The organism is Dyella sp. Tek66A03, assembly GCF_052567735.1.
In genome coordinates this window covers 3,116,648-3,140,630 of the sequence record NZ_CP199584.1, presented here as the reverse complement: position 1 = coordinate 3,140,630, position 23,983 = coordinate 3,116,648, and the positions used below count along the sequence as shown (strand labels likewise).

At 63.7% G+C, this 23,983-nt stretch carries 21 protein-coding genes; 11 read left to right on the top strand and 10 right to left on the bottom strand.

Going from position 1 to position 23,983, the window contains the following annotated elements:
- Nucleotides 1-111: 111 nt before the first annotated feature.
- The 10 genes from rbfA (at nucleotide 112) to gyrA (ending at nucleotide 10,958) form a co-directional block, all read left to right on the top strand.
- Nucleotides 112-498, top strand: a complete 387-nt coding sequence (rbfA, locus tag ACT01B_RS13860) for a 30S ribosome-binding factor RbfA (RefSeq protein ID WP_445143831.1) — start codon at nucleotides 112-114, stop codon at nucleotides 496-498.
- On the top strand, nucleotides 495-1,448 hold the full coding sequence (gene truB, locus ACT01B_RS13855; RefSeq protein ID WP_445143830.1) for a tRNA pseudouridine(55) synthase TruB: 954 nt from the start codon (nucleotides 495-497) through the stop codon (nucleotides 1,446-1,448). The genes rbfA and truB overlap by 4 nt, the downstream gene beginning before the upstream one ends.
- A gap of 138 nt (nucleotides 1,449-1,586) precedes the next feature.
- Nucleotides 1,587-1,856 carry a 30S ribosomal protein S15 gene (gene rpsO, locus ACT01B_RS13850; RefSeq protein ID WP_266151271.1) on the top strand — a complete coding sequence of 90 codons (270 nt, stop codon included), beginning with the start codon at nucleotides 1,587-1,589 and terminating at the stop codon, nucleotides 1,854-1,856.
- Between the two features lie 75 nt (nucleotides 1,857-1,931).
- Nucleotides 1,932-4,037: a polyribonucleotide nucleotidyltransferase gene (gene pnp, locus ACT01B_RS13845; RefSeq protein WP_445143829.1), complete on the top strand. Its 2,106-nt coding sequence runs from the start codon at nucleotides 1,932-1,934 to the stop codon at nucleotides 4,035-4,037.
- Between the two features lie 335 nt (nucleotides 4,038-4,372).
- Nucleotides 4,373-5,455, top strand: coding sequence for a poly(R)-hydroxyalkanoic acid synthase subunit PhaE (locus ACT01B_RS13840; RefSeq protein WP_445143828.1), 1,083 nt, complete (start codon nucleotides 4,373-4,375; stop codon nucleotides 5,453-5,455).
- A gap of 9 nt (nucleotides 5,456-5,464) precedes the next feature.
- On the top strand, nucleotides 5,465-6,532 hold the full coding sequence (phaC, locus tag ACT01B_RS13835; RefSeq protein ID WP_445143827.1) for a class III poly(R)-hydroxyalkanoic acid synthase subunit PhaC: 1,068 nt from the start codon (nucleotides 5,465-5,467) through the stop codon (nucleotides 6,530-6,532).
- A gap of 23 nt (nucleotides 6,533-6,555) precedes the next feature.
- Nucleotides 6,556-6,741, top strand: a complete 186-nt coding sequence (locus ACT01B_RS13830) for a PspC domain-containing protein (RefSeq protein ID WP_445143826.1) — start codon at nucleotides 6,556-6,558, stop codon at nucleotides 6,739-6,741.
- Between the two features lie 68 nt (nucleotides 6,742-6,809).
- Nucleotides 6,810-7,823, top strand: a complete 1,014-nt coding sequence (gene mtnA, locus ACT01B_RS13825; RefSeq protein WP_445143825.1) for an S-methyl-5-thioribose-1-phosphate isomerase — start codon at nucleotides 6,810-6,812, stop codon at nucleotides 7,821-7,823.
- Entirely contained in the window at nucleotides 7,820-8,230 is a 411-nt protein-coding gene (locus ACT01B_RS13820) for a GtrA family protein (protein ID WP_445143824.1), read from the top strand. Before mtnA ends, ACT01B_RS13820 begins: the two co-directional genes overlap by 4 nt.
- Nucleotides 8,231-8,369: 139 nt before the next feature.
- The gene (gene gyrA, locus ACT01B_RS13815; protein ID WP_445143823.1) at nucleotides 8,370-10,958 is read left to right on the top strand and encodes a DNA gyrase subunit A; all 2,589 of its coding nucleotides are present in this window, start codon (nucleotides 8,370-8,372) and stop codon (nucleotides 10,956-10,958) included.
- A 78-nt stretch (nucleotides 10,959-11,036) separates the two neighbouring features.
- On the opposite strand, the gene ACT01B_RS13810 is transcribed toward gyrA, so the two are convergent.
- Nucleotides 11,037-11,516 carry a peroxiredoxin gene (locus ACT01B_RS13810; RefSeq protein ID WP_445143822.1) on the bottom strand — a complete coding sequence of 160 codons (480 nt, stop codon included), beginning with the start codon at nucleotides 11,514-11,516 and terminating at the stop codon, nucleotides 11,037-11,039.
- Nucleotides 11,517-11,744: 228 nt separating this feature from the next.
- Here ACT01B_RS13810 and ACT01B_RS13805 point away from each other — a divergent pair, with 228 nt between their 5' ends.
- The gene (locus ACT01B_RS13805; RefSeq protein ID WP_445143821.1) at nucleotides 11,745-12,647 is read left to right on the top strand and encodes a DnaJ C-terminal domain-containing protein; all 903 of its coding nucleotides are present in this window, start codon (nucleotides 11,745-11,747) and stop codon (nucleotides 12,645-12,647) included.
- 63 nt (nucleotides 12,648-12,710) lie between these two features.
- Here ACT01B_RS13805 and pilH read toward each other — a convergent pair whose 3' ends face one another.
- The 9 genes from pilH to ACT01B_RS13760 form a co-directional block, all read right to left on the bottom strand.
- A complete protein-coding gene (pilH, locus tag ACT01B_RS13800; RefSeq protein ID WP_445143820.1) occupies nucleotides 12,711-13,076 on the bottom strand; it encodes a twitching motility response regulator PilH in 366 nt (121 codons plus the stop codon).
- 68 nt (nucleotides 13,077-13,144) lie between these two features.
- Complete coding sequence (locus tag ACT01B_RS13795) at nucleotides 13,145-14,152, bottom strand: YhdH/YhfP family quinone oxidoreductase (protein WP_445143819.1); 1,008 nt, start codon at nucleotides 14,150-14,152, stop codon at nucleotides 13,145-13,147.
- A 32-nt stretch (nucleotides 14,153-14,184) separates the two neighbouring features.
- Nucleotides 14,185-14,781 (bottom strand): LOG family protein, encoded by a 597-nt coding sequence (locus ACT01B_RS13790; protein ID WP_445143818.1) that lies wholly within the window; start codon nucleotides 14,779-14,781, stop codon nucleotides 14,185-14,187.
- 174 nt (nucleotides 14,782-14,955) lie between these two features.
- Nucleotides 14,956-16,380 (bottom strand): dihydrolipoyl dehydrogenase, encoded by a 1,425-nt coding sequence (lpdA, locus tag ACT01B_RS13785; protein WP_445143817.1) that lies wholly within the window; start codon nucleotides 16,378-16,380, stop codon nucleotides 14,956-14,958.
- 133 nt (nucleotides 16,381-16,513) lie between these two features.
- On the bottom strand, nucleotides 16,514-17,719 hold the full coding sequence (gene odhB, locus ACT01B_RS13780) for a 2-oxoglutarate dehydrogenase complex dihydrolipoyllysine-residue succinyltransferase (RefSeq protein ID WP_445143816.1): 1,206 nt from the start codon (nucleotides 17,717-17,719) through the stop codon (nucleotides 16,514-16,516).
- Nucleotides 17,720-17,738: 19 nt separating this feature from the next.
- Nucleotides 17,739-20,585 carry a 2-oxoglutarate dehydrogenase E1 component gene (locus ACT01B_RS13775; RefSeq protein WP_445147487.1) on the bottom strand — a complete coding sequence of 949 codons (2,847 nt, stop codon included), beginning with the start codon at nucleotides 20,583-20,585 and terminating at the stop codon, nucleotides 17,739-17,741.
- A 259-nt stretch (nucleotides 20,586-20,844) separates the two neighbouring features.
- Complete coding sequence (locus ACT01B_RS13770) at nucleotides 20,845-21,795, bottom strand: GNAT family N-acetyltransferase (RefSeq protein WP_445143815.1); 951 nt, start codon at nucleotides 21,793-21,795, stop codon at nucleotides 20,845-20,847.
- Nucleotides 21,796-21,799: 4 nt separating this feature from the next.
- Nucleotides 21,800-22,993: a JmjC domain-containing protein gene (locus tag ACT01B_RS13765; protein ID WP_445143814.1), complete on the bottom strand. Its 1,194-nt coding sequence runs from the start codon at nucleotides 22,991-22,993 to the stop codon at nucleotides 21,800-21,802.
- A 45-nt stretch (nucleotides 22,994-23,038) separates the two neighbouring features.
- The gene (locus ACT01B_RS13760) at nucleotides 23,039-23,788 is read right to left on the bottom strand and encodes a sulfite exporter TauE/SafE family protein (protein WP_445143813.1); all 750 of its coding nucleotides are present in this window, start codon (nucleotides 23,786-23,788) and stop codon (nucleotides 23,039-23,041) included.
- Nucleotides 23,789-23,983 lie beyond the last annotated feature (195 nt).

Below are 23,983 nucleotides of genomic sequence, written 5' to 3'. Positions count from 1 at the left end.
CCGGTAACCTTCAGTAGTGTTTACCCAGGCGGGCGGTGTGGATATCCACATCGCTCGCTTTGTTTCAGGACTGGCCGCGCCGGCTGGTTCTTGCTTTAGAGGAGAGGCGTCATGCCTTCACGCGATTTCAAGCGTACCGACCGCGTCGGTGCCGAGCTGCGCCGCGAACTGGCCCTGCTGGTCCATGCCGCCGTGCGCGACCATGGCCTGCCTTCGGTCAGCGTGTCGGACGTGGAGGTCACTCGTGATCTCGACTGGGCCACGGTGTGGGTCACCGCCCTGCAGCCGGAGCGTTCCGCCGAGGCCATGAAGGCGCTCAAGGAGCTGGCCATCGAATTCCGTCGCGAACTGTCACGCAGCATGCGCCTGCGTCGGGTGCCGGAGCTGCGCTTCAAGTACGACGACTCGGTCGACAAGGGCGAGCGCATCGAAAGCCTGCTGCGGCAGGAAAGCGAGCGCGCTAGCGGCACGGGCAAGGAAAGTGCCGAGGACGAATGAGCCGAGGACGAAAAACAGAAGGCATACGTTTCCGTGAGCTGCACGGCATCGTGCTGCTGGACAAGCCGCTCGGCCTGAGCTCCAACCAGGCGCTGCAGGCTGTGCGCAGAGGTATTTTTCGGGCGGAAAAGGGTGGCCATACGGGCGCGCTCGATCCGCTGGCGAGCGGCTTGTTGCCGCTGTGCTTCGGCGAGGCGACCAAGCTCGCCGGCATGCTGCTTGGCTCGCGCAAGGCGTATCTGGCCGAATGCCGTTTGGGCGTGACGACGGCCACGGCGGATCTTGAGGGCGAGATCGTCCTCGAGCGGCCGGTACCGGCGTTGACCGACGAGGCCATCGAGCAGGCCTTGGCCAAATTGCGTGGACGCATCACCCAGGTGCCCCCGGCTTATTCGGCCATCAAGCAGGATGGCGAACGGCTTTATGTCAAGGCGCGTCGAGGCGAGGCGGTGGATATCCCGTCACGCAAGGTCGATGTCTATCGACTTGATCTGGTGTCCCGTACCGAAAACAGCCTGACCTTGTACGTGGAGTGCGGCTCGGGCACCTACGTGCGCAGCTTGGCCGTGGATCTGGGCGAGGATCTTGGCTGCGGCGCTCATCTGGTGGCCTTGCGCCGCCTGTGGGTGGAGCCGTTCAGGGAGCCAGCCATGGTCACGCTGGAACAGCTGCAGGCTGCCGCGGCGCAGGGCGATGAGGTCTTGTTGCCCTTGTTGCTGCCGGTTTCAGCCGGTCTGGCTGGGCTGCCCGTGCTCCATCTGGACGCCGATCTCACGGTGGCCGTCTCACAGGGGCAGCAGATTCCGTTGGACCCGTCGATGACGGGGCAGCTGGCGGTCTACGCGGACGATGGGCGCTTGCAGGCGCTGGGCGAGGCCGTGGCCGGAAAGCTGCGAATTGTGCGTGGTTTCAATCTCCCGTCGGTGGCTGCAAATACCAGGCAACCATGACGGTCTTGTTGTCATAGGGCTCCGGTCGCTACAATACGGAGCTTGTTTAAGACTTTTCATTCATCAAGGCGAAGCTTGCGCAACGTCATCCCGTGACGTTGCGCAAGCTTCGCATCCGCTTTTAAGGAAGAGATACTCATGTCCCTCACCGTTGAACAGACCAGCAAGATCATTGCTGATTTCGGCCGCGTGCCGAACGACACCGGCTCGCCGGAAGTCCAGGTAGCCCTGCTGTCGGCCCGTATTGACCACCTCACCGGTCATTTCAAAGAGCACAAGCAGGATCACCATTCCCGCCGCGGCCTGCTGCAGTTGGTAAACCGCCGCAAGAGCCTGCTTTCGTACCTGAAGGATCGCGACCTGGCTCGCTATCAGACCCTGATCGAGCGCCTCGGCCTGCGTAGGTAACTTTGCGTTGGTCCATCAACGCGAGAGTCAAAAAGCGGCCATACCTGGCCGCACTTTACACATCAGGATAAGCCCGTGGCGAAAGTAACCAAGTCATTCCAGTACGGTAATCACGAAGTCACACTGGAGACGGGCGAAATCGCCCGCCAAGCTTCCGGTGCCGTTATGGTCAGCATGGGCGGCACCGTGGTGCTCGTCACTGTGGTAGCTGCAACCAAGGCGAAAGAGGGGCAGGATTTCTTCCCCCTCACCGTTGACTACGTCGAGAAGTTCTACTCCGCCGGTCGTATCCCGGGTGGCTTCTTCAAGCGCGAAGGCCGTCCGACCGAGAAGGAGACGCTCACCTCGCGTCTGATCGATCGTCCGGTGCGTCCGCTGTTCCCGGAAGAGTTCAAGAACGAAGTGCAGGTCATCGCACAGGTCGTCTCGTTGAATCCCGAGATCGACGGCGACGTCCTGGCGATGCTGGGTGCTTCCGCTGCGCTGAGCCTCGCCGGTATCCCGTTCAAGGGCCCGATCGCTGCTGCCCGCGTCGGTTACGCCGATGGCAAGTACCTGCTGAACCCGACCGCCACCGAGCTGAAGACCTCGGCGCTGGATCTGGTCGTCGCCGGTACCTCCAATGCCGTGCTGATGGTGGAATCCGAAGCCAAGCTGCTGTCCGAGGACGTCATGCTCGGCGCGGTGGTGTTCGGTCACCAGCAGATGCAGACCGCGATCCGCGCGATCGCCGAACTCGCCACCGAGGCGGCCAAGCCGTCGTGGGACTGGCAGCCGCCGGCCCGTGACGAAGCGCTGATTGCTGCGCTCAAGGGCGCCGTCGGCAGCAAGCTGGAAGAGGCTTTCCAGGTGCGCGACAAGCTGCAGCGCCGCGATGCGATCTCCGCGATCAAGTCCGATGTACTGGCGTCGCTCAAGGGTGAGGCCGAGCAGAAGGCTTGGGCGGTTGCCGACCTGGCGAAGGAATTCGCCGAGCTCGAATACCACACCATGCGCGACAGTGTGCTGAAGACCAAGGTGCGCATCGACGGCCGTAACCTGGACGATGTCCGCCCGATCAGCGTGCGCGTCGGCGTGTTGCCGCGTACCCACGGTTCGGCGCTGTTCACCCGCGGTGAAACGCAGGCGCTGGTCGTGACCACGCTGGGCACCACCCGCGATGCGCAGATCATCGACGCGCCGGAAGGCGAGTCGAAGGATGCCTTCCTGTTCCATTACAACTTCCCTCCGTTCTCGGTAGGTGAAGCTGGCCGCTTCGGCGCGCCGAAGCGTCGCGAAATCGGCCACGGCCGTCTCGCCAAGCGCGGCGTGCAGGCGGTGAAGCCGACGATCGAGGAATTCCCGTACGTGATCCGCGTGGTCTCCGAGATCACCGAGTCGAACGGTTCCTCGTCGATGGCGTCGGTGTGCGGTTCCTCGCTGGCCATGATGGATGCGGGCGTGCCGCTGAAGTCGCCGGTGGCCGGTATCGCCATGGGTCTGGTCAAGGAAGGCAACGACTTCGTCGTGCTGTCCGACATCCTGGGTGATGAAGATCACCTGGGTGATATGGACTTCAAGGTGGCCGGTAGCGCTGACGGCATCTCCGCGCTGCAGATGGACATCAAGATCGACGGTATCACCGAAGAGATCATGCGTGCCGCGCTGGCCCAGGCCAAGCAGGGTCGTCTGCATATCCTCGGCGAGATGGCCAAGGTCATCACCACCGCCCGTTCGGAGATGAGCGAGTACGCCCCGCGCCTGCTCACCATCAAGATCCATCCGGACAAGATCCGCGAAGTCATCGGCAAGGGCGGCGCCACCATCCGCTCGATCACCGAAGAGACCGGCACCACCATCGACATCACCGATGACGGCACCGTGGTCATCGCTTCGGTCAATCGTGAGGCTGCCAACGCCGCCAAGGCGCGCATCGAGCAGATCGTGTCCGACGTCGAGCCGGGCCGCATCTACGAGGGCAAGGTCGCCAAGCTGATGGACTTTGGTGCGTTCGTCACCATCATGCCGGGCAAGGACGGTCTGGTTCACGTCTCGCAGATTTCCAGCGAGCGCGTGGAGAAGGTCTCCGACAAGCTGAAGGAAGGCGATATCGTCAAGGTCAAGGTGCTGGAAGTGGACAAGCAGGGCCGTATCCGCCTGTCCATGAAGGCCGTGGCCGAGGACGAGGGCGCCAACGCCTAAGTCCGCCGCAAGGTGTGACACTGCAAAAGCCCGGCATCTGCCGGGCTTTTGCTTTCTGGGGCGCATGAAATTTCGGATGGAAGGGTGGCCTTTTTCGGGGACCTTCGGGGACTCCTCTTCGTCATTCCAGCGGCTCTCAACAGCCGAAGGGCTGGTCAAGCTGGAATCCAGCGCCTTCCGCGCCTGGTAAAAGGCACCGGGTCCCGGCGTGACCCGCCCTTCGGCTGTTGAGAGTCGCCGGGATGACGCCTTATTCAGACCTTCCCTAATGCCGTTTTTGCGTTCGCTGTCACGTGCTTTTGCTACGATGCAGCCAGTGTCATGAGGATGTGGGTATGGCCGACCAGGCGAATGATTTGTTGAAGGATTACCAGGCGTTTGCGCAGCAATCCTGGGACGCCTGGACCCGTCACCTGCAACAGCACGTGACCTCGGCAACGCCTTTTGCGCACGCTTCAGCGATGCCGCATGCCGGTGCTGGCGAAGATGTACTGGCCCGTAGCATGGCTGCCCTGAAGGGCTACGGCGAATGGCTGCAGGGCGCCGTCGGCAGTGGCCTGGGGCAGGGCTCCGGCGACTGGCAGCAACCGTTACAGCATCTGTTCGCCAGCCTGGGCGGCCAACCGTTTGCGCATGCCTTTGCGGGTATCGATAACGAGGCGGCCCGCAGCTTTTCCCAGTTCTGGCAGTCCTGGCTGCAGGCGCAGCCGTCGGCCGCCGGCGGCTTCTCTTTCGACGTCGAGCATATGGCCGCTTTCGGCTACACGCGCGAGCGCCAGCTCCAGCAGCAGGCGCTGGCTGCGGCGATGCGCGAGTACCTCGAATCGGCGGGCAAATACCAGGCGTTGATTCAGCGCGCCAATGCGGAAGGTTTCGAGCGTCTGAAGGTCAAGTTGGCGGACCTCACCACTTCGACGCAGCAGATCGATTCGCTCAAGGCGCTCTATGATTTGTGGGTCGATGGCGCCGAAGAAGCCTATGCCCAGATCGCGCTGTCCGATGAATTTCGCCATGTTTACGGGGCGATGGTCAATGCGCAGAGTCGCGTACGGCAGCTTCAGCAAGAACAGCTCGAAGCCGTTTGCCGCGAGCTCGGCATGCCTACCCGCAGTGAGGTCACGGCCCTGGGCAAGCGGCTGCAGGAGATGCGCCGCGAACTGCGCGCGGCATCGGTCGCCAACGCATCCGATGAAGTCTCCGGTTTGCGCGCCGAGGTTGCGGCGCTGAAGCGCAAGCTGTCCGATACACCGGCGGCGGCAAAAGTCGTCGCCAAGAAGTCCGTCGCAAAGAAAACCGCTGCACGTAGCAGCAAGCGCACCTCGGACAAAGAGACGATCCGTCGCGCCAAGCCAAAGCCAGCCGCGGCGGTAGCCGCTCGCAAGTCCGTCGTGCGCGGTGCCACGCGCACGCGCAAGTAAGGAGTGTCCATGTTTCCTCCCGTACGTCTCGACCCGGCTGCATTGCTGGGTGAAATTTCAGCCTTCCAGCGCAAGCTGAGTGCTGGTTTGGGCAATCTTGCCCATCAGCTGGAGCCCGAATACGCCAACACGCCGCGTGAGGCGGTGTACCGCGAGGACAAGCTCACGGTCTGGCATATGAAGGGGCAGGGCAAGCCCACCGCAAAGACCCCGACGCTGATCGTCTATGCCTTGGTCAATACGGTGTGGATGACCGATCTGCAAGCGGACCGTTCGCTGGTGCGCAACCTGCTCGAACAAGGTGAGGACATCTATCTGCTCGACTGGGGTTATCCCGACGCTGCTGATCGCTGGCTGGGTCTGGACGACTACATCAACGGTTATCTCGATCGTTGCGTGGATGCCGTGCGCAAGCACGCTGCCGTCGGCGCCGTGAACCTGCTCGGTATCTGCCAGGGCGGCACATTCTCGCTTTGCTATGCGGCGATCCAACCGGTGAAGGTCAAAAACCTGATCACCATGGTGACGCCGGTGGATTTCCAGACGCCGGACAACATGCTGTCGCACTGGTCGCGCGAGGTCGATGTGGACCAGTTCGTCGACACCATGGGCAATATTCCCGCCGCCTTGCTCAACTGGGTCTATCTCACGCTCAAGCCGGTACGTCTGAATCAGCAGAAGTACATCGGCTTGGTCGACGTGCTGGACAACCCGAAAGAGCTGGTGAATTTCCTGCGCATGGAGCGCTGGATTTTCGATTCGCCCGATCAGGCGGGTGAGGCGTTCCGCGAATTCATCAAGGAGTTCTATCAGCAGAACAAGCTGATCAAGGGCGAGGTGACGATTGGCGGCAAGCCGGTGGACCTGGGCATGATCACGCAGCCGGTGCTGAATATTTTCGCCGAACAGGATCACCTGGTGCCGCCGGATGCGTCGCGTGCGCTCGGCCGCCATGTAGGTACCACCGATTACACCCAGCTCGCTTTCAAGGGCGGCCACATCGGTATCTACGTATCCGGGCGCGCGCAGCGCGAAGTGCCGCCGGCTATCCATCAATGGCTCAGTACGCGAAACTGAGATTCTTTCAGGAGCTGGCCGCCATGGACAAGCGACTCTACCGTTCCCGCAACGACAGGAAGCTGGCCGGCATCTGCGGCGGTATCGCCGAACACTTTGGTTGGGATCCCACCCTGGTGCGTCTTGGCTGGATCCTGCTCACCCTGATGGGTGGCTCGGGTGTGCTGATCTACCTGATTCTTTGGATGGTCATGCCTGAGGCGCCCTGAGCTATGGCGGCGGTTTCGCTGCCGCTTCCGGTTTATGCGACTTTGCTTTTCATCGAGTAGCACGACACATGGATTACGACCGTTACGACCGCATCCGCGCCGTCCAGTGGCAAGGCGATCTTTTGCGCCTGCTGGACCAGCGCTTGTTGCCGCAGGAAGAGCGTTGGATCGACTGCGCCAGCGCTGCGCAGGTGACTCAGGCGATCAAGGATTTGGCCGTCCGCGGCGCCCCCGCGATTGGTATCGCCGCCGCCTGGGGCGTGGTGCTTGCGGCCAAACAGGGCGAGTCGCTCGATGCGGCGTTGTCGATGCTGCGCGCAGCACGTCCCACCGCGGTGAACCTGATGTGGGCGCTGGATCGCATGAAGGCGCGCATCGTCGCCGGTGCCGATGCCGCCGCGCTCGAGCGCGAGGCGCAGGCCATCCAGGACGAGGATCTTGCCGCCAATCGCCATATGGGTGAATTGGGTGCAGGGCTGATCGCACCGCATTCGGGCGTACTTACGCATTGCAATACCGGCTCGCTGGCCACGGCCGGTTACGGTACGGCACTGGGGGTGATTCGTGCGGGCGTGGCGGACGGCCGTATCGAGCAGGTTTTCGCGGGCGAGACGCGCCCCTGGCAGCAAGGCGCGCGTCTGACCATGTGGGAATTGGTGCGCGACGGGATTCCGGCCAAGCTGATCGCCGATTCCGCCGCCTCGCATCTGATGCGTTCCGGTGCGGTGCAGTGGGTGATCGTGGGCGCCGATCGCATCGCCGCCAACGGCGACACCGCCAACAAGATCGGCACCTATCAGCTGGCCATTGCCGCACGCCACCACGGCGTGAAGTTCATGGTGGTCGCACCGTCCTCCACCGTGGACATGGCCACCGCGTCGGGCGAAGGCATCGAGATCGAGCTGCGTGACGCGGCCGAGCTCCTGTCCGTGGCCGGGCGCCGTACCGTGGTCGATGGTGCCGAAGCGTGGAATCCCGTATTCGACGTGACGCCAGCGGATCTGATCGATGCCATCGTCACCGAGCGCGGCGTGATTGAGCGGCCGAACACGCTGGCCATGCAGGCGCTGTTCGGTCGATGAGTCTGCGTCGCCAGGTTTTGATGTTCACGGTGGGCGGCGTGATCGGCTTGGTGGTCGATGCCGGTGGCGTGCAGGCTCTGGTGAGTTTCGCGCACTGGAATCCCTACCTCGCGCGTATTCTTTCGTTCCTTGCGGCGGCTACCGCCACCTGGTTGTGGAACCGTCGTTACACGTTCGCGCAACGCAGCAGCGGGCGCTCCCTGCATGCGGAATGGCTGCATTGGATTGCCCTGATGAGCGTGGGCGCGGTCGTCAATTACGGCGCCTACGCGGCGATTCTGTTGGCCTATCCGCCGCTGGTCCGCTGGCCGTCGCTGGCCGTGGCGGCGAGTTCGGCGACCGCCGCGCTGGTCAATTTCGCGACAGCCCGCGGCATGCTTTTCAAGGATGCCAAGACGCCGACGTAAGTCATTGATTTGTAATGTGAAAATACTGTGAATCTGACGACAAACGTGTTACACTTCTGAGGTTGCCTCCAAGGTCGCTGACGCACTCGCATGAGGCGAGTGCAGGGCGACCTTTCTCATCATCACGGAAGCCGATTGAATGGCAGAACTCGCCAAAGAAGTCATTCGCGTCAATATCGAAGACGAGATGCGTCAGAGTTATCTCGATTACGCCATGAGCGTGATCGTGGGACGCGCCCTCCCTGATGTACGCGATGGTCTCAAGCCGGTCCACCGCCGCGTCCTGTTCGCCATGAGTGAACTGGGCAATGCCTGGAACAAGGCGTACAAGAAATCGGCCCGCGTGGTCGGTGACGTGATCGGTAAATACCACCCGCACGGCGACGCTTCGGTCTACGACGCGATCGTGCGCATGGCGCAGCCATTTTCGTTGCGCTACATGCTGGTCGATGGCCAGGGTAACTTCGGTTCGGTCGACGGCGACAACGCCGCGGCGATGCGATACACCGAAGTGCGCATGTCGCGCCTTACGCAGGAGCTGCTGGCCGACATCGACAAGGACACCGTCGACTTCGGACCCAACTACGACGAAAGCGAGCACGAGCCGCTGGTGCTGCCCACGCGCGTACCGACCCTGCTGATCAATGGTTCGGCCGGTATCGCGGTGGGCATGGCGACCAATGTGCCGCCGCACAACCTCACCGAAGTGGTTGCTGCCACGATTGGCCTGATCGACGATCCGACCTTGTCGATCGAAGACCTGATGCAGTACATCCCGGGTCCGGACTTCCCCACCGCGGGCATCATCAACGGTTCCTCCGGCATCATCGAGGCATATCGCACCGGCCGCGGCCGCATCCTGGTGCGTGCGCGGGCGGAGATCGAGACTGAGTCGAACGGACGCGAGACGATCATCGTCCACGAGCTGCCGTACCAGGTGAACAAGGCTCGCCTGATCGAGAAGATCGCCGAGCTGGTCAAGGAAAAGAAGCTCGAGGGCATCAGCGAGCTGCGCGATGAGTCCGACAAGGACGGCATGCGCGTGGTCATCGAAATCCGTCGCGATTCCATGGGCGACGTCGTGCTGAACAACCTGTTCCAGCAGACCCAGCTGCAGGTGACCTTCGGCATCAACATGGTCGCCCTGTTGGACGGCCAGCCGCGTCTCCTCAACCTCAAGGAAATTCTTGAGGCGTTTATCCGTCATCGTCGCGAAGTGGTGACGCGCCGGACCATCTTCGATCTGCGCAAGGCGCGTGCGCGTGCGCATATCCTGGAAGGTCTCACCGTCGCGCTCGCCAACATCGAGGAGATGATCGAGCTGATCCGCAATTCCGCCTCGCCGCAGGAAGCACGCGAGCGCATGCTGGCGCGCAAGTGGCAGCCCGGCATGGTGGGTGCGCTGTTGGGTGCCGCCGGCGCCGAAGCCTCGCGTCCGGAAGACATGGACCCGCGCGACGGCCTCAAGAGCGATGGTTATCAGTTGTCCGAAGTGCAGGCCCAGGAAATCCTGGCCATGCGCCTGCATCGCCTCACGGGTTTGGAGCAGGACAAGCTTTCCGACGAATACCGCCAGATCCTCGAGACCATTCGTGGCTTGATCGAGATCCTCGAAGATCCCGCGCGTCTGCTCGCGGTGATCCGCGACGAGCTGCAGGTGATCAAGGACGAGTTTGGCGATGAGCGTCGCACCGAGATCCAGCATTCGCAGGAAGATCTCAATGTGCTCGACCTGATCGCGCCGGAAGACGTGGTCGTCACGCTGTCGCACACGGGTTACGTGAAGCGCCAGCCGGCCAGTACGTATCGCGCACAGCGTCGCGGTGGCAAGGGACGTTCGGCCTCCGCACTGAAGGACGAGGATTTCGTCGAGCAGCTGTGGGTGGTCAATACGCATGACACCTTGCTGGCCTTTACCAGCATCGGTCGCGTGTACTGGCTCAAGGTCTACCAGATGCCGGAATCCGGTCCGAACGCGCGCGGTAAGCCGATGGTGAACCTGCTGCCGCTGGTCGAAGGCGAGAAGGTGCAGGCCGTGTTGCCGGTACGCGAATACACCGAAGATCGCTTCGTGTTCTTCGCTACCAGGCAGGGCACGGTGAAGAAGACGCCGCTCACGGAATTCGCGTTCCAGCTGCAGAAGGGCAAGATCGCGATCAATCTGGACGAAGGCGATGCGCTGATCGGCGTGGAACTCACCGATGGCAACAGCGATGTGCTGCTGTTTGCGTCCAACGGCAAGACCGTGCGTTTTGACGAGTCGGAAGTGCGCTCCATGGGCCGTACCGCCACCGGCGTGCGCGGCATGAAGCTGGCTAAAGACGCAAACGTGGTTTCGCTGATCGTGGCCGCCGAGGGTGACATCCTCACCGCGACGCAGCGCGGCTACGGCAAGCGCACCACGCTGGACGAGTTCCCGAAGAAGGGTCGTGGCACGCAGGGTGTGATTGGCATCCAGTGCTCGGAGCGCAACGGTGCCCTAGTGGCTGCCACGCAGGTGACCGAAGCGCACGAGTTGATGTTGATTTCCGACCAGGGCACGCTCGTACGTACGCGTGTGGCGGAAATCTCGCAGCTGAGCCGCAACACCCAGGGCGTCACTTTGATCCGCCTGCCAACGGACGAATCGCTGGTCAGCGTGGTGCGTCTCGATGCGGAAGTGGAGAACGGCGAAGGGGAAGAGGGAGCGGCTGAACCCGCTGCCGATATGCCCGACAGCGCCGAATAATCCGCAGCTGTCATGAAACGAAAAACCCCGGCCTGGCCGGGGTTTTTTGTTCGCGTGGCGCGCGACCTCGTGCGGTGATCAGCCGATGGCTTCGAGCATCGCCTCGGCCGTCGACACGCGGAACTCGCCAGGTGCTTCGACCTGCAGCACTTTCACCACGCCGTTTTCGGCGTACAGGGCGAAACGCTTGGCGCGCAGCCCCATGCCGTAGGCGCTGCCATCCAGCTGCAGGCCGAGCGCTTGGGTGAAGCCCCCGTTGCCGTCGGCGAGCATCAGCAGCTCGTGCGGTACCTGTTGCGAGGTAGCCCATGCCTGCATCACGTAGGCATCGTTGACGGCCAGGCACATCACCTCGACCCCACGGGCCTGGAACTCGGCGAAATGCTGCACATAGCCAGGCAGGTGGCGATTGGAGCAGGTAGGCGTGAACGCGCCGGGCACGGCAAACATCACCACTTTTCGCCCTGCAAACAGGGTGCCCGTCTGGGTTTGTTCGATCGTGGCGCCGATAGCGCGGATCTCGACATCGGGCAGCAAATCGCCCACTTGGATGCTCATGGCTGGACCTGTGGCGAAGGAAGGGGGAACCGGATGCTAGCGCCAGCCGGGGTGGCTTGTCGCCTTGAATCACGCGGTTTTCGCACCCATTTGGCCATACAGAGGGTGGCGAGACGTCGCTACGCATGAGCGTTATTGGATCGGGCGGAGCTTGCCTTGCGGGCGCTTTCGCGGGGAACGATGATTTCCCGCGCGTCCGAGTGAGCAGGTTTGCGTCGGGGAGTGGCAGTGGAATTCAAAGATTATTACGACATTCTTGGCGTCAAGCCGGAAGCGACGGAGGCCGAGATCAAGGGTGCCTACCGCAAGCTGGCGCGCAAATACCATCCGGATAAGAACAAGGACGCCGGGGCCGAGGACAAATTCAAGGCCATCAACGAAGCGAACGAAGTACTCCGCGATACGGAAAAGCGTCGCGCGTATGACGAGTTACGCGCTGGCGGCTACCGCGGTGGCGAGCAGTTTCGGCCGCCGCCGGGTTGGGGACAGAATCACGGCTTCGACTTCGGCGGCGACGGCGGTGGCGACTTCAGCGATTTCTTCGAGAGCCTGTTCGGACGTGGCGGCGCCGGTCCGCGCGCAGGCGCGCCGCGTGCGCGCCGGGGTGGCGACGTGCATGCACACGTGCAGATTGACCTGCAGACCGCCTTCGATGGTGGACGTACGCGGCTGGCCTTGCAGGACTCCAGCGGCGGCGAGCGCGTGCTCGAAGTGAAGATTCCTGCCGGCATCCAGCCGGGGCAGGTGATCCGCCTGGCCGGCCAGGGGCATGCCGGCATGGGTGGCGCGCCCAATGGCGACTTGTTGCTGGAGGTCGGGATTCGGGACGACGCACGCTTCCGTCTCGATGGCCGCAATGTATTGCATGTGCTTCCCATTGCGCCGTGGGAGGCTGCCCTCGGCGCCACGGTGCCGGTGCCGACGCTGGCCGGCACGGTGGACTTGCGCATCCCGGCGGGCTCCCAGTCGGGGCGCAAGCTGCGCCTCAAGGGGCGTGGTCTGCCGGGTGCGCATCCGGGCGACCAGCTGGTCGAGCTGTCGATCCGCGTGCCGTTGGCGGATACCGACGCTCAGCGTGAGGCCTATGAATCCTTGCGCGGTCAATTTCCCGATTACGATCCGCGGCATTGACCCGTTCGCAAGGCAAAAAAACGGCGCCAACGGCGCCGTTCTTTTTTTTGGGGCTGTCGTCCGTCAGGCGGGCAAAAGCTCCTTGAGCGTGGACACCAGTTCTTCTTCCTTGATCGGCTTGGTCACGTAGGCTTTCGCACCCTGGCGTAGTCCCCATACCTTGTCGGTCTCCTGGTCCTTGGTGGTAATCAGCACGACCGGGATATGTGAGGTCTCCGGGTCCTTGCTGATCGTGCGGGTGGCCTGGAAACCATTGAGGTTTGGCATGACTACATCCATCAGGATCAGATCGGGACGCTCACGCTTGGCCGCTTCCACACCCGCAGCGCCGTCCTCGGCGGTAAGAGCCTCGTGCCCGAGCTTCTCGACGATGCGCTTGATGCCCAGCAACTGCGACGGCGAATCGTCGACGATCAGGATGCGTGCCATAAGGTGATATTCCCCTTGTTGTTTCGGTGGATTCTAAGACGCTGTCGTGGAGCTTCCAAGCGCGATGGTCAGCTGGCTTGGCCAATGTGTACCAGAGTACGCCCAAAGGACTCGCCTGCAAGCATGCGTGCGAATACGTCCGGGAGCTGCTCAAGCGACACTTCGCGAGTGGCGATGCGCTCAAGATGCTGCGGTTTCCAGTCGCTGGCTAAATGCTCCCAGACGCGATCGCGAATGTCGCGTGCCGTGCCCGCGGAAGCGATGCCGAGCAGGCTGGCGCCGCGAATGATGAAGGGCATCACGGTGGTTTCGAGGCCGAGGCCGCCGGCGTTGCCGCAGATGGCGACATTGCCGTAGGGAGCAATGAGCGGAAGCAGGCCGGCCAGCATGCTGCCGCCCACGTTGTCCAGCGCACCGCCGAAGCGCACGGAGTCCATCGGCTTGCCGCTGAAGGCGAGCTGGTGCCGGTCGATACACTCGGCCGCGCCCAGGTCACGCAGGAAATCGAAATGCGCTGCCTTGCCGCTGATCGCATGCACGGCGTAGCCGGCGCGCGTAAAGATGTCGATCGCGAGCATGCCTACGCCACCGGTGGCGCCGGTGACGGCAAGCGGTCCCATCGCCGGCGTCTGCCGGTTGTCCTGCATGCGCAGCAAGGACAGGGCAGCCGTAAAGCCGGCCGTACCGATGATCATGCTTTCGCGCAGGCTGAGGCCTTTCGGGAGGGGAATCGTCCAGGCCGAGGGGAGGCGAATGTATTCGCCGTAGCCACCGTCGCGCGTTTCCGAAAGACCGCTGCCGGTGCACAACACGGCGTCGCCTTCCTTGAAGGCCGGATCGCTCGATGCGACCACGTGGCCCGCCACGTCGATACCGCCATTGAGCGGGTACTGGCGAAGGATCTTGCCCTTGCCGGTGCCGGCCAGGGCGTCCTTGAAGTTGACTGAGGAGTACGCCACCTGGACCAGCACTTCGCCCGCCGAGAGGGCGTCAGCGTTGATCGTTTCGATGCCGCCGCGGTAACCCGCGTCGTCGTTGTGGATGCGGAAAGCGCGGAATGCGTTAGGTGTGCTCATGGTCAATCCTGTCGAAGTAGTCGTCGGGCCGCTCAGGCCTTGACGCTGCTACGGTCGATCCATTTGGGCGTGTGATTGCCCTCGTAGACTTCCATCCAGTCGAACAGCTGCCGCATGTCCTGACCGAACCATACACTTTCGCGCTGTTCGGGACGCACGAAGCGCTCAGCCACCATGTGGTCCATCATCGCGCGGAGCTGACCGTAGTAGCCACGCACGTCGAGGAAGGCGCAGGGATAGCGATGCAGTCCCAGCTGCGCCCAGGTCAGCATCTCGAACATTTCGTCCATGGTGCCGAAGCCGCCGGGCAGGGCCACGAAGGCGTCGGATAGTTCGTACATGCGTGTCTTGCGCTGGTGCATGGTGTCGACGACGACGATCTCGGTAAGCCCGCCATGGGCCACCTCGAGTTCGACCAGCTGGCGCGGAATGACGCCGATCACCTTGCCGCCGCCCGCCAGTACCGCATCGGCCACGGTGCCCATCAAACCGACTTTGCCGCCACCATAGACCAGCGCAATGCCGCGCCGGGCCATCTCGGTGCCGAAAGCACGGGCCTGTTCGACGTATTCGGGATGGTTGCCGCTGCTGGAGCCGCAGTAGACGCAAAGGGCGGTGGGTTGGGGCATGGGGAATCGGGTACGCGGGGCGGGAAAAGTCCGTCTTTGCGGCGCGAGCCGGAATGACGCTGGTGGGTGTTGGTTATGTATATGCCACAAAAGCAAACGGCCCGCTCATGTCGCCACGAGCGGGCCGTGGATCCCGTGACACAGGCCATACTCGGCCGGCACGGGATGAAGCCCTTAGTTGCCCTTGTGGATGGCGCGCTTGTCGACCGAAAGGGCGGCCTCGTGCACGGCTTCCGAGAGGGTGGGATGCGCGTGGACGATGCGGGCCAGATCTTCCGACGAGCCCTTGAACTCCATCGCCACCACGCACTCGGCGATCAGCTCGGACACGCCCGGACCCACCATGTGCACGCCCAGGATGCGGTCGGTTTCGGCGTGAGCCAGCATCTTCACCATGCCGATCGCCTCGTTCATCGCTACGGCGCGGCCGATGGCGGCGAACGGGAAGGTGCCGATCTTGTATGGCACGCCGTCGGCCTTGAGCTGGGCTTCCGTCTTGCCTGCCCAGGCGATTTCCGGCTCGGTGTAGATGACCCACGGCACCGTGTCGAGGTTGACGTGACCCGCCTTGCCGGCGATCCACTCAGCCACGGCCACGCCTTCCTCGGAACCCTTGTGCGCCAGCATGGGGCCGCGCACGGCGTCACCGATGGCCCACACGCCATTCACGCCGGTGTGGTTGTGCTCGTCGACCACGATGCGGCCACGCTCGTCCAGCTTCACGCCGGTGTCGGCAGCCAGCAGGCCGTCGGTGTAGGCGCGGCGGCCCACGGCGACCAGCAGCTTGTCGACCACCAATTCGTGCGCGCCGTCCTTGTCCTCATAGGTGAGGGCGACCTCATTCTTCTTGATCTCGGCCTTGGTCAGCTTCGCGCTGAGCTTGATGGTCAAGCCCTGCTTGGCGAATTCCTTGGCGGCAACCTTGGCGATGTCGGCGTCGGCGACGCTGAGGAAATCCGGCAGCGCTTCGAGCACGGTCACATCCGCACCCAGGCGCTTCCACACGCTGCCCAACTCCAGGCCGATCACGCCCGCACCGATCACGCCCAGGCGCTTCGGCACCTCGGTGAAGTCCAGTGCGCCGGCGTTGTCGACGATCATCTTGTTGTCGAACTTGGCGAACGGCAGCTCGATCGGCACCGAACCGGTGGCCAGGATCACGTTGGTGGCGTTGATGGTCTGCTTGGAGCCGTCGTTGCCGGTGATCTCGACGTCGTTGCCCTTGAGCAGCTTGCCGGTGCCGAAGAACGGCGTGACCTTGTTGGCCTTGAACAGCTGACCGATGCCGCCGGTGAACTGCTTGACGATCTTGTCCTTGCGGCCGATGAAGGTCGCCATGTCGACCTTGGCGCCGTCCACGGTAATGCCGTGCACCGGCAGGTTGTGGGCGATGTTGTAGAACTGCTTGGACGAATCGAGCAGCGCCTTGGACGGGATGCAGCCCACGTTGAGGCAGGTGCCGCCGAGGGCCTGCTTGCCGTCCTTACCCACAAAGGCGTCCACGCAGGCGGTCTTCAGGCCCAGCTGCGCAGCGCGGATCGCGGCCACATAGCCGGCAGGACCTGCGCCGATGACGATGACGTCGAATTTCTCGCTCATGTTGTTTCCTAGCTGCGTGACGCGCTCAATGGGCGCATCAGGATGAAGCGGGGGAGGAGTGCGGCGAGTGTGGAGTGAGCACCACGCCTCGCCGCCAGAGCTTCGTTACCTATTTGGTATTTGAGCGGGGCGCTCAAATACCGAGCAGCATGCGCTGCGGATTCTCAAGCTGGTTCTTGATATCGACCAGGAACAGCACCGCGTCCTTGCCGTCGATGATGCGATGGTCATAGCTCAGCGCGATGTACATCATCGGCGCGGCGATCACCTGGCCGTTCTCGACGATGGCGCGCTCCTTGATGGCGTGCATGCCCAGGATGGCGCTCTGCGGCGGGTTGACGATCGGCGTGGAGAGCAGCGAACCGAAGGTGCCACCGTTGGTGATGGTGAAGGTGCCGCCCTGCAGGTCGTCGAGACCGAGCTTGCCGTCACGCGCCTTCTTGGCGTAATCGAGGATGCCCTTCTCGATATCGGCGAAGCCCATGTCCTGCACGTCGCGCAGCACCGGCGTGACCAGACCCTTGTCGGTCGACACGGCGATCGAGATGTCCTGGTAGCCGTGATAGATGACGTCGTTGCCATCGACCGAGGCGTTGACCGCCGGATGGCGCTTCAGCGCCTCGGCGGCGGCCTTCACGAAGAAGCTCATGAAGCCCAGCTTCACGCCGTTGGCCTTTTCGAACGACTCGCCCAGCGTCTTGCGCATCTTGACCACTTCGGCCAGGTTCACCTCGTTGAACGAGGTCAGCATGGCGATGGAGTTCTTCGACTGCATCAAACGCTCGGCGATGCGAGCACGCATGCGCGTCATCGGCACGCGCTCTTCCGGACGGGCGCCCGGGGTCGGCTTGGCAGCCGGCGCCGCCGGTGCGGCAGCGGCAGGCGCGCCACCCTTGCCGTAGTTGACCAGGTCTTCCTTGGTCACGCGGCCATCGCGGCCGGTGCCGGCCACCTTGGACGGGTCGATGTGCTGTTCGGTGGCAACGCGCAGGCCGGCCGGGGACAAATCCTCGGCGCCCTTGGCGGCCTGCGGAGCGGCAGCGGGGGCAGCGGCTGGAGCCGGAGCGGCAGCAGCAGCGGCCGGAGCAGCAGCGGCGACGGCGCCTTCCTCGATCACCGCGATGACCTGCTGGCTGGTCACGGTGTCGCCGATCTGGAACTTCAGTTCCTTGATCACGCCATCGACCGGGGCGGGCACTTCCAGCACCACCTTATCGGTCTCGAGGTCGACCAGGTTCTCGTCGCGCTTCACCGCATCACCGGCTTTCTTGTGCCAGGTAGCGATGGTGGCGTCGGAGACGGACTCGGGCAGAACAGGAACTTTGACTTCGATAGACATTGGGAATCCTTGGGGTCTCTTATTCGGCCGCGTGGTCAGTGCCGATCGGTGCGACCAGCGCCTGCTCGACAAGTGCTGCCTGCTCGGCGACGTGGGTATTGAGGTGGCCAGCGGCCGGAGCCGGCGAGCGTGAGCGTCCCGCATAGGACAGACTCTGCTTGCTGCTGACACAGGCCTGCAGGTGGTGGCGAATCTGGAACCACGCGCCCTGGTTCATCGGTTCTTCCTGACACCAGATGACTTCCTTGGCGGCTGGGTACTTTTCCAGTTCGGCGGTGACTTCCGGGCGCGGGAACGGATACAGCTGTTCCACACGCACGATGGCCACGTCGGTGAGGCCGCGCTTCTCGGAGTCCTCAAGCAGGTCGTAATAGACCTTGCCCGAGCACAACACCACACGCTTGACCTTCTTGGCAGCCTGCTCTCGATGCTCCGGGATCACCAGCTGGAAGCTGCCGGTGGCCAGTTCATCCAGGGTGGACGTGGCGAGCTTGTGACGCAGCAGCGACTTTGGCGTCATCACGATCAGCGGCTTGCGCGCCGGGCGCACCATCTGGCGGCGGATCATGTGGAAGGCCTGGGCCGGCGTGGTCGGTACGCAGACCTGCATATTGTCCAGCGCGCACAACTGCAGGAAGCGCTCGATACGCGCCGAGGAGTGCTCGGGGCCGGCGCCTTCGTAACCGTGCGGCAGGAACAGCGCCAGACCGCACAGGCGGTTCCACTTGGATTCGCCGGAGCTGATGAACTGGTCGATCACCACCTGGGCGCCATTGGCGAAGTCGCCGAACTGGCCTTCCCAGATATTGAGCGTATAGGGATCGGTGGTGGACTGGCCGTACTCGAACGCCATCACGGCTTCTTCGCTGAGCAGCGAGTCGATGATTTCCACGTCGGCACCGTCGCGCACGTTCGCCAGCGGCATGTAGGTATAGCCGGTGTTCTGGTCGTGCAGCACCGCATGACGATGGAAGAAAGTGCCGCGACCGCAGTCCTGGCCGACCAGGCGCAGGTTGTAGTTCTCGTCGATCAGCGTGGCATAGGCAAGGTTCTCGGCAAAACCCCAGTCACCCGCCTGCTCGCCGCGGGCCATCTTGGCGCGGTCGTCGTAGATCTTGGCGACGCGCGCCTGCAGGGTCAGGTCCTTCGGGTACTTCAGCAACTGGTTGGCCAGCTCGATCAGGCGCTGCTTCGGCACGCCAGTGTTGGTCGGCGTGGACAGCTTGCCGCCGATAAAGACTTCCCAGTCGACTTCGATGTCCTTGATCAGGGCCGAGGTCAGCTCGGTCATCGGCTCACCGGCTTCGAGGCGGGCGCGATAGTCGTCGAACATCTTCTGCGCGTCGCCGTCGGCCAGCACACCTTCCTTCACCAACTGCTGCGCATACAGGTCGCGGGCGGTGGGGCGCTTGCGGATGATCTGGTACATCACCGGCTGGGTGGCGGCCGGTTCGTCGGCTTCGTTATGGCCGTGGCGGCGGTAGCACACCAGGTCGAGCACGACGTCCTTGCGGAACTGCTTGCGGAAATCGTAGGCCAGGCGGGTGGCCTGGATCACCGCTTCCGGGTCGTCGCCGTTCACGTGGAACACCGGCGCATTGACCATCTTGGCCAGGTCGGTGCAGTACAGGGTGGAACGGGCGTCCTGCGGGTTCGACGTAGTAAAGCCCACCTGGTTGTTCACCACGAGGTGCACGCTGCCGCCGATCTTGAAGCCGCGGGCCTGGGACATGTTGAACAATTCCATGTTCACGCCCTGGCCGGCGAGCGCCGCATCACCGTGAACCAGCACGGCCAGCGACTGCTTGTGCTCGGTATCGCGGCGGCGCGTCTGGCGCGCGTGCACGGAACCGGCGACCACCGGGTTGACGATTTCCAGGTGCGACGGGTTGAACGCCAGCGCCACGTGGGTGGCGCCGTTCGGCGTCTTGACGTCGGCGGAAAAGCCCAGGTGGTACTTCACGTCGCCCGAGTGCGCCGGATCATCCGGATGATCGAACTTGCCTTCGAATTCGTTGAACAGCGTGCGCGGCGGTTTGCCGAGAATATTCACCAGCATGTTGAGACGGCCGCGATGGGCCATGCCGATCACGACTTCCTTGATGCCGTTGTCGCCCGCGGCGCGGACCATGTCGTCCACCATCGGGATCAGGCTATCGCCGCCTTCCAGCGAGAAGCGCTTCTGGCCGACATACTTGGTATGCAGGTAGCGCTCCAGGCCCTCGGCGGCGGTCAGCCCGGCCAGCACGCGCTGCTTGCCTGCCTTGTCCAGGCCGGCGCTGCCATTGGCCTGCTCGAGGCGGGAGTAGATCCAGTTACGCTGCTCATGGTTGCTGATGTACATGAACTCGGCGCCGAGGGTGTTGGTGTACACCTTCTTCAGTCGGGCGATCAGATCGCGCAACTTCATGCGCTGGCCACCGCCGGCAAAGTTGCCGCAGTCGAACTCGGTGTCCAGGTCGGCGTCGCTCAGGCCGTGGAACGACAACTCCAGGTCCGGCGCGGGGAGCTTTTCAGCCAGGCCGAGCGGATCGAGGTTGGCAGCCAGGTGGCCGCGCGAGCGGTAGGCGGTGAGGATGCGCAGCACGCCAGCCTGTTTGCGCGCGTGGGCGTCGTCGACCGGGCCAGCGGCAGCGGCGACGGCCGTGCGGCGTTGCTTTTGTGCGGCTTCTATACGCGCAATGGCCGCAGAGCGGGGCACGTCCCCGGACTCGCGGCCTTTGAAGGATTCGAAATATTTGCTCCAGTCGGCGGAGACCGAAGACGGGTCTGCCAACCAGGATTCATAGAGTTGTTCGACATATTCGGCGTTACCGCCGGCGAGCTGGGAGGATTCGAGGAACTCGCGGATCAGATTAATGCTCACGTCACCACCGGTGAGGAAGGGAAGCTTGCAGCCGTCCGTGCCGGGGTTGGCCGGATGGCTGGGAAAAATCCTGTTAATTATAGCCTTGTGCTGCTGCGGCGCGGCAACCCGACGCACCCACCCAAAGTGGGGTTGGCGAACCATATTTCGAGTCCCGGGGTACCGACCATCGCCGTAGACCTCTGTTTTTCACAGGCTCGCGGCACTTTGAGGTGATGGAAATGCCTGCACCACTTTACGTGGTGTCGTTCAGCCAGCGCTAGAGATCGAGCGGATGGAGCGCGCTGGCGCGCGCTGAACGCTCCCAGACTTCATTGAAGTGCTGCAGCAGCGGTGCCTGAGACGCGCGGTCGGCCGCGGCCGCGCGCCCGGCCGCACGCTGGGCGTCGGGCTGGAACAGGTAGCCGCCCCGGTCCGTGAGCAGATACGACGAGGCGTAGGCCAGGTCGAGGTCCTCGACCGGCGTACGCACCAACATCACGCTGGGCAGGCGCTGGGCCAGAGCGATCAGGCGGTGGCTGTCGCGCAACGCGGCAGCCGCGTCGTGCAGCAGGATGCGGATCTGCGCGCCGCGGCCAGAGGTGGCGATACGCCGAAACTCGGCCAGCTCCTGGGTGCTGGCATAGACGTCTTCGGTCAGCCTGGGTTGATAGATGGAGAGGCGATGACTGGCCTCGCTCAGCAAGCGCAGGCGGCTGGCGGCGAGGTCGCCACGGCTGCCGGTGGGTAGCGTATCGGCAGCCGCGGTAAGGCTGCTGGTGGTTTCCGCCCGCGCGAGATCAAGGCGCATGGCCTGGTGCATGATCCCGGCGTCCTCGAACGTAGCGCCATGAGTCACGAAGCCTTCGCGCTCGTAGAAGGCGATGGCGGCGACCTGGGCATCCAGGGCCACCTGGGTCTGGCCCTGGGTTCTGGCCCGCGCGACCAGTTCGCGTACCAGCGCCGCGCCGACACCCTGGTTGCGCCAGGGCTGGCGCACCGCCACCCGGCCGATCTTGCCCTGCGGCGTGAGCCGGGCGCAACCGATCGCCTCACCTCGGCCATCGCGGGCCAGCAGATGCAGCGAGACGGTGTCCAACTCGTCCCATTCCAGAGCCTCCGGCACGCCGTGCTCCGCCACAAAGACTTCCAGTCGAATGTCGCGCAAGGCCTCGCACTCGTTAGGACGAGCCCAGTCGGCGCTTTCGACGTGGAAGTCCTGCAGCTTCATAGCTTCATCGGCGGCGTGATTTGCGGGGGACCAGGTGGCCATCGTTGACCAGTGCAAGCAGCAGGGTGCGCTCGGCGGCGGGGATCTTCTTGCCGGGACTCAGCTCGCGTTCGCGGCACAGACGCTCGGCCAGTTCCATCGGCGCCGGGTAGGCATGGCCGTTGACGAACAGCGTGGCGGCCGCTTTACCGCGTGCCCAGGCCATGCGCGCCCAGGGATGGCGCAGCAGCTGCGCACCGCCGTCGAGTTGCTTGAGCAGGGCCGCTTCCGTCACCGCCTTTTCGGGCGGCACCGGCACCTGGGCGTTGCGATAGCGCGTGATGAAGCGACCGAACCAATCGGTCAGCGTGGGTTCGTCCAGCGCTGCCGCAAACGGCAGCGACGATTTCAGGCGGGCGATGGCGGCGCGATCGATCTCTCCGGCGGCCTTGGCCGGGGCGAGGTCGGCGTCGCTGTAGCGAAGTTCGTCGGGCAGGCGCTCGGCCAGGTAATCCGCCAGATCGCCCGTGAGTTCGGCCTGCGACGGTGCGCGCATGCCAACCGAGATGGTCATGCAGGGGCCGCCGAAGGCGATGCCGTCGTGGGGTACGCCGGGCGGCAGATAGAGCATGTCGCCCGGCTCCAGCAGCCATTCGTGGGTAGGCTCGAAATGCTGGAGCTGCTTGAGCTCCACATCCGGGCGGAACTCCTTCGGCGCATTCGGGTCGGTGTTGACGGCCCAATGGCGCTGGCCGATGCCCTGCAGCAGGAACACGTCGTACTGATCCACGTGCGGGCCCACGCCGCCGCCGGGCTCGGCGTACGAAATCATGATGTCGTCCATGCGCCAGCTGGGCAGGAAGCTGAAGCTCTGCAGCAGGACGGCGACATCCGCATCCCACTTGTCCACATCCTGTACCAGCAGGGTCCAGTTGCTGTCCGGCGTCTTGGCGAAGTCGGCCTCGCTGAGCGGACCGGTCTTCACCTGCCAGCGATCACGCTTTTCGTCATGCACGATCAGGCGCGACAGGGCCGATTCCTCGCAGGCGAGCCCGGCCAGGTCGTCCGCTTCGATCGGCGACTCGAAATCGGGAAACGCCTGGCGGATCAGCAGCGGGCGCTTCTGCCAGTAATCGCGCAGGAACTGCGTGGGACTCATGCCCAGCGGCTGCTTGGCGCTGCCGCGGACTTCGATGGGGAGGGGGCGTGATGTGCTCATTCGCCTATTCTAAGCGAATGACGCGCGCGGCCTCGTTGATCGCGATCAGTGGGGCAGGAAGCTTCGTGCCACGTTATTAAGACCAATGGCCAGGACGGCGAGAGCGGCCAGCACGGTGGCCGCGCGAGGTGGCATCCTGCGCGCCAGCAAGGCACTCATGGGTGCGGCCACGACGCCGCCGGCGATCAGGCCGAGCACCGAGCTGCCATGGGGCAGTCCGACTTGCATGAAGAAACTGACGCTGGCCACGGCGCTGACCACGCATTTGGCCAGGTGCACGGTACCGATCACCATGCGCGGCCTGACCCCGCGAGCCACCAGGGTGGGGACGCTAAGCGCGCTCCAGCCGCCGCCGGCGACCGCGTCGGCAAAGCCGGCGAGCAGGCCCAGGGGGCGGGTGACCCGGGGCGTTTCGTCATGCAGGCGTTGGCCCCGGATCGGGCGAAACAGCAGGAATAGGCCCATGCCGATCAGATAAGGCGTCAGCACCAGCTTCATCCAGGCGGGCGGCACATGGCTCACCACGTAGACGCCAATGGTGGCGCCGATCGCTCCCGGAATCACCAGGGCCCAGAACAGCCGACGCAACACATTGCCGGCGAGCAGGTGGCTGGCTCCGGAGGCGCCGCAGGTGAAGGCTTCCGCATAGTGCACGCTGGCGCTGGCCAGCGCCGGCGGTACGCCCAGGGTCAACAACAAGGCCGCCGAAGTGACGCCGTAGGCCATGCCTAATGCACCGTCGACGAGCTGGGCGAGCGCGCCGATGACGGCGTACGTAAGAAAATCCGTAGGCATGGGCTATGGCAGAGGGTGAAGAAAGCCAGTGTAGGGGACGCCCACTCCTTATTGGAAATAAGCACGTGGACATATGGATATGCCAACACGTCCTTTCACATGACATGAAGTGATGACTACTTTGGGTGGCCAGAAGTATGGACGTCCAAAGGAAGTCGATGTGAACGCGGTCGTTGCGACAGAAATCCGTCCGGC